This is a genomic window from Streptomyces sp. 2114.4, from assembly GCF_900187385.1.
Classification (GTDB): domain Bacteria; phylum Actinomycetota; class Actinomycetes; order Streptomycetales; family Streptomycetaceae; genus Streptomyces; species Streptomyces mooreae.
Genome location: NZ_FYEY01000001.1, coordinates 7425376 through 7438339, shown reverse-complemented (window position 1 = coordinate 7438339; position 12964 = coordinate 7425376). Strand labels below are relative to the sequence as shown.

Genomic DNA, 12964 nt, shown 5'->3' with positions numbered 1-12964 from the left:
GGGCCGAGGAATGCGCATATCCATCCTGTTCCCTGTCATGCCGACGGACCCCCGGTCCGTGGTCCCCTTCGCCGAACTCGTCCGTGCGGGGCAGGCCGCCCGCCTGTGGCAGGGGCAGTCCCTGAGCGCGGACACCCATCAGGTGTTCGCTTACCTGGCCGGCATGGGGTATCACATCCCCATCGGGACCAGCGTCGTCCTGATGCCGCTGCGGCACGCCATGGACGCCGCGATCCAGTCCCGCTCGCTGGCCCTGCTCACCGGACAGCGCATGGTCCTCGGTCTCGGCCCCGGAACCCCCGACTTCGTCACCGGACTGCACGGAAAGCCGTACGACAGTCCGCGCGATGCGTGCGTCGCCTACCTCAAGGAGGTCCGGCGTCTGCTCGGCACCGAGGGCTCGCCGAGGGCCGGCGACGGGAATCCTGGCGCCGTCAGCCTGCCGGCGATGGCGCACCCGGGAGTGGAGACAGGACTCGGCGTGCTCCGGCCCGTCCTGGCGCGTGCCGCCGGCCAGGTGGCGGATGTGGCGATCAGTTGGATGACGCCCCCCGGCTACGTGCGCGACACCCTGCTCCCTGCCATGGCGAAAGGCGCGGCCGAGACCGGCCGACCCGTGCCGCGCATGGTCACCGTCGTGCACGCCGCCGTGGACCGCCCGCACCGCAACCCGTATCGACTCGCGTACACCGCCGCCCGTGCCCACCTCGCCGGGCCGCACTACACCGACATGCTGCGCCGCGCCGGCCTGCGGGTGCACCACAGCCGGCCGAGCCTCGGCGCCCGCGCCCTGGTCGACTCCGGCACCTTCGCCCACGGCTCGCCCGAGGACATCGCCGAGCAATTGGCCGAATACGGTCGGGCGGGTGTGGACGAAGTTGTCGTCAACGTCGCGGGCGTGTACTCCGAGCACGGACACCCGGACGCCGTGCGAGACCTCCACGACATCCTCGCCGCGTGCCGGGAACAGGAACAGGTGCCGGAGCACGGGCGCGCCGAGGCGCCGCCCGGCCGCATGCAGGGAGGAGACGCACCACGGTGCCCGACGACATCACTCGCTGGCTGACCGAGTACGCCAGGCCACTCGGCACGCTGACACCGGGCGCACCCCACCAGGACCTCGAACCGCTCGGTGAGGCCCTGCGGGACGTGCGGATCGTGGGTCTGGGCGAATCCACCCACGGCACCCACGAGTTCTTCCGGTTGAAGCACCGGATCGTGGAGTTCCTGGTGCGCGAGGCGGGCTTCACGACCCTGGCCATGGAGGCCAGCGCGTCTGCCGCGCGGGCCCTGGACACATACGTGCGGCACGGCACCGGCGACCCCGCGCGCCTCATCACCCGCCTGGGGTTCTGGACCTGGCGCACGGAGGAGATGCTCGACCTCGTCGAATGGCTGCGCGCCCACAACCGCGGCGTCCCCGAGAGCCGGCAGGTGCGCTTCGTCGGCACGGACCCCCAACGCTGCACCGACTCGCTCGAGGCGGTCGCCGCCTTCCTGCGCCAGGTGGCACCCGAGCGGGCACAGGACGTGGACGGACTCCAGATGCTGAAGCAGGCTCACCCCGCTTCCCGACCCGACCCGGAACAGGCCCTCCTGCGCCGCGTCGAGGCACTCGCCGGCTTCCTGGAGGACCGCCGGGAGCAGTTCGCCCGGCACACCACAGCGGATGCCGCGCGCGAGGCCGTGGAACACGCACGAATCCTCACCCGCGCCGCCGATCTGGTGACCCGCTCTCCCGACCTGCGCTCCGGGGAACACAGCGTGCTCGCCGCCCGTGACCGCTACATGGCCGACGCTGTGGCACGGCTCGTCGACGACAGCCCTTCAACGCGCGTCATCCTCTGGGCCCACAACGGACACCTCACCGCGGGCACATACGGCGACGGAGTGCCCTCGCTCGGCAGCGGGCTCCGGGAGCGCTACGGCAACGGCTACTACGCTCTGGCCCTGCTCTTCGGCAAGGGCTCCTTCCTCGCCCGCCGTGGCCACGACCTGCAGGGCCCGCCGCGGCGGCACCGCATCGGCACCGGAATCCGGTCCATCGAAGCGCGCCTCGCCCACGCCGTCCCCGGCAACTACTACGCCGACCTGCGCACCGCCGGCCTCTCACCCGAAGCCGCCCGGTGGCTGCGCGCCCCGCACACGCACCGCAGCTTCGGTGCCGGAGTGCCACGCTTCGTCTACCGCTTCCATACGGCACCACTCGTCCCGGCCGAGGACTACGACGGCATCGCCTTCGTCGCCCACGCCACCTGCTCCCGCCTCCTGCCGGCCGCGCAGGCCTGAGCACCGCCGCTCAGAACCACACGGCAAGCACGGCGTCCAGGGTCAGCTTCCACATGGGCTCGGCCCCGGTGCCGAACGCGGTGGCGAGCGCGTACCCGATGGAGGCGTCATACGGGCTCGGTGCGGTCCCCGTCTCCCACTCGGCCGTCACGATCCCGTCGCCGGTCGACGTGAAGACACCAAGAGGTGCCCCATCCCGCAGCAGCCGGCTGCTGCCCAACGACACGGGCACCAGCCGGTGCCCGTACCCCTTCGCTCCGGATCCGACGTCCACCTGGTACGACCTGCGCGTCAAGAACCCCTTGGCGGGCCGCAGGGATACCGCCGCGCTGTCGACTCGCATCGTCAGACGTCCGGGGTCCCGCGTGCCGATGGGCACATGGCTCTCCAGGGGCGTACCTGCCACCCGCCGTACATCGGCCCGCGGCAGGCCGTCCCCGGCCACGACGAGCACACCGGCCTCGTGGTCGAGACCGACGTCGACCGTCCCGAAGAGCGGATCGTCGGAGGGCAGGTACGCGATGGGGGGCATCGACAACTCCTCACCTGGTGTTCTCTCGTGATCGTCGGCTCCGCCAGCATCCGGTAGGCACCCGGACGCCGGGTCCCTTACCGGCCACAAAGAGAAGACGGCCTTCGAGCCTGCCGGCACCGTCGCCGCCGATCTGCTGGAGCGGCCCCGTCGACGACGGGCCGGTGTGCGAACGGCAGGGGAAAACGGTCCGGATGAGGCTCCGCCCTTTCCGGATCGTGACCGTGCGGCCTTCCCCGGGCGGCCGGCGAGTAGCCGCCAGGAACGGCGGGCGGGCCCGGGCGTGGCTTACGCCCCGGGTTTGCCCGAGCGCGACCGGGCATCACGGCAGGTGTCACGGCGCAGCTCCTGGCGTCGCTCGCGCCCGGTGCCGCGTCCGGTTCCCCTGCCAGGGGCCGGCTGACGGCCGTGCGCCGCCTCGTGGTCCGGATCGCGGCTCGGGTCCAGGCCCAGCATGTCCGTCAACAACGACAGGTCGTCCGCGTCCCGCGCCCGGCCGGCCAGCGCCTTCCTGGCGAGCCTGCGTTCCTCGTCGCACGGCATGGCGCGCGACGCGGCGTCATCGGCACTGCGGTGTTCCTCACTGCGGTGTTCATCGTTCACCGCTGCATTCTCGGCCGGACCGCACGACCGTGCCCGTCGAGCGAGCCGGAGGCCGGCCGAGGGAAACCACCGGGGACGCGTTACTCCGTATGAGTGAAACGGCCTCGAAAGCCTGCGCGCGGCAGGGGAACCTCCCCGGCCCCTTTTCCCTCTTTATGAGCACTTGCACTTGATCTTCCAGTCGCGGAGTCCCTCGTGAAACGCCCTTCTGCCGTCGCGTTCGTGGCCGCCCTCGTCGCTGCCTGCGCGCTGCTCGCCGGCTGCTCGGAGACCGGAAACCCGGTCGACTTCAATGCCGGCGCCCCCGGCGACGGCGCCGCGCGGGCCCGGCCCGTCGACGCGGACACCCTCATGCCGACCGGCCCCAAGAGCGACTTCCGGATCACCCGGACCCTGGACGACGGCACCCATATAGCGCGGACGACCCTGAGGGGCCCGAAATCCGGTGTCACCGGAAGCGTCTGGGTCTGGGCGCCGAAGGAGTACCACGACCCGAAATACCGCAAGAGCGGATTTCCCGTGCTGATAGCCCTGCCGGGTGGCCTGGGCAGCCCGAAGGAGCCCGGCGGCGTCACGAATTACTGGGTGGGCGGCGACATCGAACTGCAGGAGAACCTCACCCGGTGGACCGCGGAGGGCAAGAGCCTCCCGTTCATCGTGGTGATGCCGATGCTCAACCCGGACACGCAGTACCACGACGCCAGCGACATACCCGGCCGGCAGAAGATGGGGACCTGGCTGACGGAGGACGTCGTCCAACTGGCCAAGGCCAATTTCCGTACGTTCAAGTCCCGCGACGGCTGGGCCTTCATGGGGTCGTCCTCGGGCGGCTTCGCCGGGCTGAAGTCCGTGCTGAAACATCCGGAGAAGTTCAAGGCGGCCATAGCCAGCGGACCGGACATCGTGCCGGATTCGCCGTTGTGGGCGGGGCACCGGGCACAGCGGGACGCCAACGATCCGGCAAAGCTCGCCCAGCGGCTGCTGCGGAAGGGCGGGCCGGACATCTACCTCGCCTTCCAGGCCGGCAGCCGGGAGCCCGCCGCCGTCACCACCGCCATGGACCGCTTCCGCCGGACCTATGGCAAGGGCCCGATCCATACCGCCATGCAGCTGATCCCCGGTGGTCGGCACAACGCCTGGGACTACCAGAAGGGCATGGCCGCCGGTTCGATCAAGTTCATCAGCGACCGGATGAAGGCACCGGTGGCGAGCGGTCACTGAACCGGGCCGCCACGGCCGCCGGGGCGTCCCGGCACCGCCCCGGCGCGCGGATGCAGATCACCTGGCAGGGGGTGATGCTGGAGTCGTGGGGGGACCGTGGTGAGGAGGACCACTCATGTCCATGATGGACAAGATCAAGAGCATGCTGAAGGGCCACGAAAGCCAGACGGACAAGGGCATCGACAAGTCCGGCGACATGGTCGACGACAAGACCCAGGGCAAGTACAAGGGTCAGGTGGACACGGCGCAGGAGAAGATGCGCGACCAGTTCGGCGGGGAGGGCCAGGACCGGCCACCGCAGCCCTGAGCCGGCGGCCCCCTCAGGCCCGTCGGCACGCGAGGGCCAGGACCCGGCCACCCTTTGCCTTTCCCTGCGGCCGACCGGGTGACGTCGGGGTGCCCCGTGACGTGCGTCGGCGCCCGCCCCCGGGCCGGGAACGGGCGCCGACGGGGATCCGCCGGACCTACGCCAGACGGATCTTCTCCGCCTGGGGACCCTTGTGGCCCTGGGTGACCTCGAAGGTCACCTTCTGGCCTTCCTGCAGCTCGCGGAAGCCCGTGGCATCGATGTTGGAGTAGTGCGCGAAGACGTCGGCGCCGCCGCCGTCCTGCGCGATAAAGCCGAAGCCCTTCTCCGAGTTGAACCACTTCACCGTGCCGGACGCCATATCCGTCTCCTTCGTTCAAGGGGGCTCGAATCGGGTTCCGCGTGCTGCGGACCCCGGAGGTGATCGCCCTGGTCCGGAGACGCGCTACACAGCAAGGACGCCCGTGAATGCGACACGGGCGTCCGGCACTTCGGAACCACGACAGCTGATCAGGACGCTACACCGAGCAGCGCCCGGCAGGCCGCACAACCGTGGCGGACGCGTCGCCCTTCACCGGGCAAGGCCATCGCACGTCCTCCGTATCCCTGACCGATCGGATGGATGTACGACGTCCGGTGGCGCGTGGCACGGGCTCAGTCGGACTCCGCGCCCCGGCTCTCGGACGGCTTGCGACGGCGCCACCACAGAGCGGTGCCGAGCGCGGCGAGGGCGATGACCCCGACGGCTCCGGCGGCGGAGACGAACCACCAGTACCGCGCCTCGGTGGCGGCGTCCGTCTGCGCCACGACCGCCGCCTTGTGCAGCGGCACGACGGACCGCGAGTGGTGCGCGACAGGCTGCGACACGCCGGTGCCCCCACGGGGCCGCAGCGCGGGCAGCACGCCGACGGCGGCCGCCCGGGGAGCCGCCTCGAATCCCCAGTCCAGCAGGTCCCGGGTCTCCTCGTAGACGGCGTTGCGGCTGCCGGACTGCGGGTTCATCACGGTGACCAGCAGCGTCCGGCCGTCCCGCCGGGCCGCGGCGATCAGGGTGTTTCCGGCGTGGGTCGTATAGCCGTTCTTCACCCCGATCAGGCCGTCGTACGGTTTGACGCCGTGCGAGCCGACCAGCAGCCGGTTGGTGTTCACGATGCCGAACGCGTCCGGACCGCCCTCCTCCGGCAGTTCCGTCCGTTTCGTGGCGGCGAAGTGGGCGAAGTCGGGGTCGGCGAGGCCTGCCCGTCCGAAGAGCGTCAGATCGTAGGCGGACGAGAACTGGCCCGGCGTGTCGAACCCGTCGGCGGACGCCACCGTGGTGTCACGGGCGCCGAGGCGGTCCGCGGTCTCCTGCATGTCGTCGATGGTCTTGTTCCAGCCGCCGTTCATGCCGGCCAGGGTGTGCACCGCATCGCTGCCCGAGCGGAGGAAGACCGCGGCCCACAGGTCCGCGACGCGATAGGGCAGGTCCTCCTTGAGGCCGGCCAGCGAACTGCCCGCCTCGATACCGTCCAGGTCCCGGAGGGAGACAGTGTGTACCTCCCCCTGGGAGAACTTCGGCAGCACGGTCACGGCGAAGAGCGCCTTGAGGGTGCTGGCGGGTGGCAGGGGCCGGTGGGCGTCCTTGGCCGCGAGGACCTTGCCGGTCGCCATGTCCGTCACCATCCACGACAGGGCGGAGACATCCGGTGGCTCCGGCACGTCCGGCCGGGGCAGGAACTGCACTCCCCGGCCGTCCAGCCGGCTCTCGGCACGGACCGGACCGGCCACATGCGCGGCGGCCCGCAGGTCGTCGATGCCATGGGGGCCATCGGCGGCCGCCGGGACCGGCGCGGCCAGCAGGCTCACGGCACAAACGGTGGCTGCGGTAACGACTCTGACGGGGACCCAACTCGCGCTCGACATGTGGCCCACGCTAAAAACGACCCCGGCCGCGCGCTGGCTGGCCTACGCCATCCGATGTGCGAGCGCCCCGACTGCCGTACGCGGCACGCCGACTGCCGTACGTGCCAGGCCGACTGCCGTACGTGGACTCGCCGGGGCCGGCGGAAAGACCGCCGCCGGCCCCGGCCCTGGCCCTGGCCCTGGCTGCCGGATGCGGCTTACCAGATCGAGTCGACCCACTCCGGGTGGTCGATGAACGGGTTCCGGTTGTGCTGGTACTTGTCGAAGATCACCTGGTTGCGGTGCTTTTCGAAGGAGTCCGGCGGGTCCTGCTTGCTCCACTGCTTGAGGACGGAGAGCCGTCCGATGTGCGGCTGGGTGCCGTTGTCGACCTTGTCGTTGGGCTCCAGGTCGGCGAAGCCGTCACCGCCGTCATAACGGACGGCCATATAGAGGATCATGCGGGCGACATCGCCCTTGACCGCGTCACGGGGCTCGAAGGAGTCGTCGTCGGAGCGGCTGCCCGGCGCGCCGTCCACCGCCGTACCACCGTTGTCGAAGTCCTTGTCGCCGCGGACGCTGTTGACGGACACGTCCTCCGGGCGCAGGTGGTGGAGGTCGGTTCCGGGACCGGTGTCGGTACCGAAGTCGCCATGGGACTTCGCCCAGACGTGCTCGCGGTTCCAGTCGTCGGGATTTCCGCCGTGGGCGTCTTTGCTCTGCGACCGGCCGCTGTACAGCAGAATGATGTTCGCGCTGTTGTCGGGGTCTTGGTCGGTGTCCTTGAGGGCGTCCCAGACCTGGTCGTATGTCAGTTTTCCGGTCTGGGTGGTGCTGATGATCCGGTGCAGCGATTCCTTCAGTGCCTGGCCGGTCTTGCCGACGGCGTCTTTGTAGTAGTCGTCGGCATCGGACGTGTCGTCATACGACGCGGCATCAGATGCACCGGCGGATATGGACGCGTGCTGGGTGCCGGACGCGGCAGCGGCACGGTGGGGGGCGGCCGTCGCACCGGCCGGGAGCTGTCCGATCGTCACCGTCAATACCGTTCCGGCGGCGAGGGCCAGCGCGGTCCGGGCGCGGCGGTTCACGCGGGTGTTGTCCACGAAGGGTGTCCTTTCCCCGAATTGTGGCGCCGGGTCGCGAAAGTGTGGGGCACGACCGGCACCGGCCGTTGGGAAATACGGCCGCAGGAAGCCTTCCATCGCGGTAATCACCACGGTGTGAACATCAGCGGAGAGTTATTTTTCCCACACGTGAGAACCGAAGAATTCCGCCGAAACTGCCATTCCGTCATGGATGGCCGATTCCTCGTCAGAAGTGCCGCACCGGGACTGTTTTCCGTTCGGCGGCGTGGCGGGGTGGGGGTGGCAGCGAAGTCCAGGTGGAGGACGACGGCCACCACGGTGATGACCTCGCAGCGAGAGGCCTGCGCCCCTTGGGCCCATTGGGTGAACCCTCGTCTCGTCCGCAACCGGACGGGCACCTTCCGGCTTCCGAAGAACTGACACCGTCTTCGCCGAAAGCCGGTGAACCCTTCGGACCGCGAGTTGTGGAGGCCGCCATGTCGCCTTTCCGCCCCACTCCCCCGCCGTACGGCGCGACGCCGGACTATGTGCTCGCTCCCCCGCGCCCCGAGGAGCGCCTCGGCGCGCCCGCGTCCCCGCACGAACCGTCGCGCCCGTCCGCCTCCGCCGCGCACCCCTTCCTCCCGCCGCCCCGCCCGGAGGACCGGCTGCCCTTCGAGCCGCCGCAGCCGTACGGTCCGTCCGCTCCCCCGCTTCCCACGGAGCAGCGGCAGGGGCCGGTGGCGATGCCCGATTACCGGCGGCTGAACCTCCACGCCGCCTTGACCGCGGCCGGTGTCGCTCCGGCGGACGGGGACCTGGCCGCCCTGGCGGAGATCGCGAGCCTGGGTGACACCACCGTCGGTGCCGTCATCGGCTGGCTGGCGGCCGCCGCGCAGACGTCCTGGCCACGGTCGCGCGCGGTGTGAGGGAGACCGCCGACCGGGTCACCGCAGACCGGGGCACCGCAGACCCGGTCACGGCAGACCCGGTCACGGCAAATCTGGTCACTGCGGACCTGCTCACCGCAGTCCGGGCAGGCTGCGCAGCTCACCGATCTTCAAGGCGCGGGCCAGGGCCAGGAAGATCAGCGCCATGCCGGTACCACCGGCGGCCAGGCCCAGGACGGGCGTCCAGGCCGCCGGGACGGGCACGTCCGAGCAGGCACGGGCCGCGAGCCAGCCGGCCGCCGCGGCCGTGGCGGCGGCCCCGGTCAGCTTGCCGTAGGTGCGGCACAGGCGCCGGCCGTCGAGGCGGCCGGAGAGCCGCCGGCGCAGCAGCAGCGCGGTGATCAGCAGCCCGACGCCGTACGCGACGGCGTAGGCCGCGGCCATACCGGTCACCGCCCAGCGGGCGGGCAGCAGCAGATGACACGCGGTGGCCAGGGCGATGTTGACGGCCGCGATCCAGACGGCCATCCAGAACGGCGTGCGGGTGTCCTCGAAGGCGTAGAAGCCGCGCAGCAGCAGGTACTGGGCGGAGTACGGGATCAGACCGAGCCCGAAGGCCTGCAGCATGTGCCCGGCAGGCACGGCCGACGCGGAGTCCACGGTGCCGTGCGCGAACAGGAACTGGGCGGTCTGCGGGCCGAGCGCGAGGAAGAAGAAGGCGGCCGGAACGATCACGACGCCGCTGATGCGCAGCGCACGGGAGAGGTCGGCGCGCAGTTCGTCGAGACGGTTTTCGGCGACCGCCCGGCTCATCCGCGGCAGCAGCGCCGTCACCAGTGAGACGGTGACGATCGACTGCGGCAGCGTCCAGATGAGCTGGGCGTAGCTGTAGACGCTGTATCCGACGCCCGCGGTGGGGAGTTGCTGGTCGGCGGCGACGGCGTAGTGCGTGACGACGACCATCGCGGCCAGGTTGGCGAGCACGAACAGCAGGGTCCAGCGGGCGGCCGTGAGGCTCTTGCGCAGACCGGTGCCGCGCCAGTCGAAGCGCGGCCGGAAGCGGAAGCCGGCGGCGCGGACGAAGGGGATCAGGGCCAGGCCCTGTACCGCGATGCCACCGGTGGTGACGATGCCGAGGAAGTCGATCTGGCCGGGGCTGATGTCCTCGATGCGGTCGGGGCCCGCCAGCAGGCCGAGGTAGATCCCGAACATCGTGATCAGCACGAGGTTGTTGAGGACCGGCGTCCACATCATCGCGCCGAACTTGTTCCGGGCGTTGAGGACTTGACCGAGGATGAAGAACAAGCCGTAGAAGAAGAGCTGTGGCAGCAGGAACCGTGCGAAGACCACGGTGAGCTCGAAGGCGGCGTGGTGGCCCGGCGTGTCCGGTGTGAAGACGGCGACGATCTGCGGCGCGGCCCAGAGCGACAGTACGGTCCCCACCGCCAGCACGCTCAGGACGAGGGTGACCAGGCGCTGTTCATGGGCCCGCCCGCCGTCCGCGTGCTCGGCCCTGGCGCGTACCAGCTGCGGCACCAGTACCGAGTTCAGCGCGCCGCCGATCAGCAGGGTATAGATGCTCATCGGGACCATGTTGGCGGTGTTGTACGTCGTGGCGAGCAGGCCGGTGCCGAGTGCGGCCGCCTGGAGCACCTGCCGGATCATCCCCGTGCCACGGGAGATCACGGTCCCCAGCGCCATCAGGAGTGAGGAGCGCTGCAGGCCTCCGCCCTCGCCGTCCCGATGGCCCTCGTCATCCTTATTGCTCGCGCCGCCCCGTGTGCCCGCGGCGTGCCGGCGCCGCCCCGGGCGCGGCGCCCGCCCGACCGCTTCCCCCTCGTTGCCGGGCTCCGGTCCGGCACCGGCGGCCCCGTCGTCCGCCCACCGGTCCGGCAGACGTAGCGGCAGTGTGTCGTGTGGCGTGTGTGGTGTCCCCTCCAGCATGCCGCCAATCTACGTTGAACCCCGGCCGGAACCGGGCCGGTTGGGCGCCGCGGGCGCACGCCGGGGTGCGGCGCGCGGAAGCGGCCGGGCCCGGCCGGGGTCGAGGAGCGGGCCGAGCAGGTCGCCGTGGTGCGCGAGGCGGGGTGCGATCTCGCCGAAGAGGAAGCTGAGTTGCCGTGGATCGGTGCACTGGGCGATCTCGTCCCGGGTGACGGGGGTCGAGACGGTGGGGGTGGGGCGGGCACGCAGCGTGTAGGCGACGGCGGTGGTCTTGGCGGCGGCGTTCTGGGAGAAGTCGAGGAAGACCTTGCCGGGGCGCAGGGCCTTGGTCATTTTGGGCACGACAAGGTCCGGGAGGGCCGCCGCTGCCTCGGTGGCGAGGGTCTTGGCGTATGCGGTGGCCCGCTCGGAGGGAGTGGGTTCGATGGGCACGATGAGGTGCAGGCCCTTGGAGCCGCTGGTCTTCGCGCAGACCTCCAGGCCGTCGGCGGCCAGCCGGTCGTACAGCCACTGCGCCGCGGCGCAGCACTCCACGATGGTGGCCGGAGCGCCGGGATCGAGATCGAGGACGAGGCGGTCCGCGAGGCCGGGAGCCTGGCACTTCCACTGCGGGGTGTGCAGTTCGACGACCAGGTTCGCGGCCCAGACCAGCGAAGGGAGGTCCTGCAGCAGAACCTGCCGGGCGGGCCCGGAGGCCGAGTGGGGGACCTCGCAGGTCTTCACCCAGGAGGGTGCCCCGGGCGGCACGTTCTTGGTGAAGAAGCACTGGCCTTCCGGCCCGTCGGGGTAGCGCAGGAAGGAGAGCGGCCGGTCGTGGAGGTGGGCGAGCAGCGGGCCGGCGACGGTGGTGCAGTAGTGCAGCACCTCGCCCTTGGTGGTGGCGGTCTCGGCGTAGAGGACCTTGTCCAGGTTGGTCAGCGGGAGGCGCCGCCCCTCCACGTCGGTGATCGGCGACATACGATGAGAATCCCACATAAGGGATAAACGATGCGATCTATCTGGAATGGCTCCATCTCGTTCGGTCTGGTCACCATCCCCGTGAAGACCTACAGCGCCACCGACCGCACCTCGTCGGTCTCTTTCGTGCGCATTCACGAGAAGGACGGCGCTCAGATCCACTACCGGAAGATCTGCGAGCTGGACGGCGAGGAGGTCCCGAACGAGGAGGTCGGCAAGGGCTATCAGGCGCCGGGCGACGAGACCGTCGTACCGATCACCGACGACGATCTGTCCCAGCTGCCGATGCCGACCGCCAAGACGCTGTCGATCCTGTCCTTCGTCGACCCCGCCGAGATCGATCCGCTCCAGATGGACAAGGCCTACTACCTGGGCCCCAATGGGGCATCCGCCACCAAGCCGTACACCCTGCTGCGGGAGGCGCTGGAGCACCACCGGAAGGTCGCGGTCGGCAAGGTGGCGATGCGGGGGCGGGAGTCGCTGGCGATGCTGCGGGCGTACGACCAGGCGATCGTGATGCATACGCTGCTGTGGCCGGATCAGATCCGGCCCGCCACCGGGGTGGTACCCGACGATGTCGCGCTGCGCGAGAACGAGCTGACGCTGGCCGAGACGCTGATGGACTCCCTGGGTGAGCTGGATCCCGCCGAACTCCACGACGACTACCGCGAGGCCGTCGAGGAGCTGGTGGCCGCCAAGGTGGAGGGCGAGGAGCCGGCCGCCCCCGCCGCGTCGGGCAGCTCCGGCGCCCAGGTCATCGATCTCACGGCGGCCCTGGAGAAGAGCGTGCGGGCGGCGCGGGGCGGCGGAGAGTCCGACACCCGGGCAAAGTCGGCGCCCGTGACCTCCCTGCGGGGGCGGAAGCCGGCGAAGAAGAGCGAGGCCGGCCCGCGCGCCTCCGGGCGGAGCGGCACTCCGACGAAGAAGACGGCGAAGAAGACCGGCACCGGCTCGGCCGCCGCGAAGAAGACGCCCGGCAAGAAGACGGCGGCCCCGGCGAAGACCTCCGGCGGACGGGCCAAGGCCGCTTCGCCGGCCAAGAAGACCGGCACGAGCGCCCGCGACTCGACCGCCGGCACCGCCACGAAGAAGGCATCGAAGAGCACCGCCAAGAAGGCGGCGGGCGGGAAGCCGGGCCGGAAGACGGGGTGACGGCCGTCGGCGGCGGACGAGTCCGACGAACGCGTACGGCGCACGCGCAGGGCAGGCGCAGGGCAGGCGCGTACGGCGAGCCGGCGAAGCAGGGGGCCCGGCCGTCGGCCACCGCTCGCCG

General features: G+C 70.8%; 13 protein-coding genes. 6 read left to right on the top strand and 7 right to left on the bottom strand.

All coding sequences use genetic code 11. The annotated features are described in order from the left end of the window. The first annotated feature begins 10 nt into the window (after positions 1-10). Positions 11-1066 (top strand): LLM class flavin-dependent oxidoreductase, encoded by a 1056-nt coding sequence (locus CFW40_RS32780; protein WP_088801359.1) that lies wholly within the window; start codon positions 11-13, stop codon positions 1064-1066. Beyond that, the gene (locus CFW40_RS32775; protein ID WP_088801358.1) at positions 1039-2289 is read left to right on the top strand and encodes an erythromycin esterase family protein; all 1251 of its coding nucleotides are present in this window, start codon (positions 1039-1041) and stop codon (positions 2287-2289) included. Before CFW40_RS32780 ends, CFW40_RS32775 begins: the two co-directional genes overlap by 28 nt. A gap of 10 nt (positions 2290-2299) precedes the next feature. Here the strand turns inward: CFW40_RS32775 and CFW40_RS32770 are convergent, their stop codons facing one another. Together CFW40_RS32770 and CFW40_RS32765 are read right to left on the bottom strand one after the other, a co-directional pair. Continuing rightward, a complete protein-coding gene (locus CFW40_RS32770) occupies positions 2300-2821 on the bottom strand; it encodes a hypothetical protein (protein ID WP_088801357.1) in 522 nt (173 codons plus the stop codon). Between the two features lie 288 nt (positions 2822-3109). Further along, positions 3110-3424: a hypothetical protein gene (locus CFW40_RS32765; RefSeq protein ID WP_256331150.1), complete on the bottom strand. Its 315-nt coding sequence runs from the start codon at positions 3422-3424 to the stop codon at positions 3110-3112. 195 nt (positions 3425-3619) lie between these two features. Here CFW40_RS32765 and CFW40_RS32760 point away from each other — a divergent pair, with 195 nt between their 5' ends. Both CFW40_RS32760 and CFW40_RS32755 read left to right on the top strand, forming a co-directional pair. Then, positions 3620-4645, top strand: coding sequence for an esterase family protein (locus tag CFW40_RS32760; protein ID WP_088801356.1), 1026 nt, complete (start codon positions 3620-3622; stop codon positions 4643-4645). A gap of 115 nt (positions 4646-4760) precedes the next feature. Further along, positions 4761-4952, top strand: coding sequence for an antitoxin (locus tag CFW40_RS32755; protein WP_088801355.1), 192 nt, complete (start codon positions 4761-4763; stop codon positions 4950-4952). A gap of 157 nt (positions 4953-5109) precedes the next feature. On the opposite strand, the gene CFW40_RS32750 is transcribed toward CFW40_RS32755, so the two are convergent. The 3 genes from CFW40_RS32750 to CFW40_RS32740 form a co-directional block, all read right to left on the bottom strand. Continuing rightward, positions 5110-5313: a cold-shock protein gene (locus CFW40_RS32750; protein WP_006601696.1), complete on the bottom strand. Its 204-nt coding sequence runs from the start codon at positions 5311-5313 to the stop codon at positions 5110-5112. Positions 5314-5606: 293 nt separating this feature from the next. Beyond that, on the bottom strand, positions 5607-6797 hold the full coding sequence (locus CFW40_RS32745) for a D-alanyl-D-alanine carboxypeptidase family protein (protein ID WP_371127245.1): 1191 nt from the start codon (positions 6795-6797) through the stop codon (positions 5607-5609). A gap of 254 nt (positions 6798-7051) precedes the next feature. Next, on the bottom strand, positions 7052-7939 hold the full coding sequence (locus CFW40_RS32740; protein WP_256331151.1) for an endonuclease I family protein: 888 nt from the start codon (positions 7937-7939) through the stop codon (positions 7052-7054). Between the two features lie 458 nt (positions 7940-8397). Between CFW40_RS32740 and CFW40_RS32735 the strand changes: the two genes are divergently transcribed. Next, on the top strand, positions 8398-8829 hold the full coding sequence (locus CFW40_RS32735) for a hypothetical protein (RefSeq protein WP_088801353.1): 432 nt from the start codon (positions 8398-8400) through the stop codon (positions 8827-8829). Between the two features lie 93 nt (positions 8830-8922). On the opposite strand, the gene murJ is transcribed toward CFW40_RS32735, so the two are convergent. Both murJ and ligD read right to left on the bottom strand, forming a co-directional pair. Then, positions 8923-10491 carry a murein biosynthesis integral membrane protein MurJ gene (murJ, locus tag CFW40_RS32730; protein ID WP_256339250.1) on the bottom strand — a complete coding sequence of 523 codons (1569 nt, stop codon included), beginning with the start codon at positions 10489-10491 and terminating at the stop codon, positions 8923-8925. A 252-nt stretch (positions 10492-10743) separates the two neighbouring features. After that, positions 10744-11691 (bottom strand): non-homologous end-joining DNA ligase, encoded by a 948-nt coding sequence (gene ligD / locus CFW40_RS32725; protein ID WP_088801351.1) that lies wholly within the window; start codon positions 11689-11691, stop codon positions 10744-10746. A gap of 30 nt (positions 11692-11721) precedes the next feature. Between ligD and CFW40_RS32720 the strand changes: the two genes are divergently transcribed. Continuing rightward, positions 11722-12843, top strand: a complete 1122-nt coding sequence (locus CFW40_RS32720) for a Ku protein (protein ID WP_088801350.1) — start codon at positions 11722-11724, stop codon at positions 12841-12843. Positions 12844-12964 lie beyond the last annotated feature (121 nt).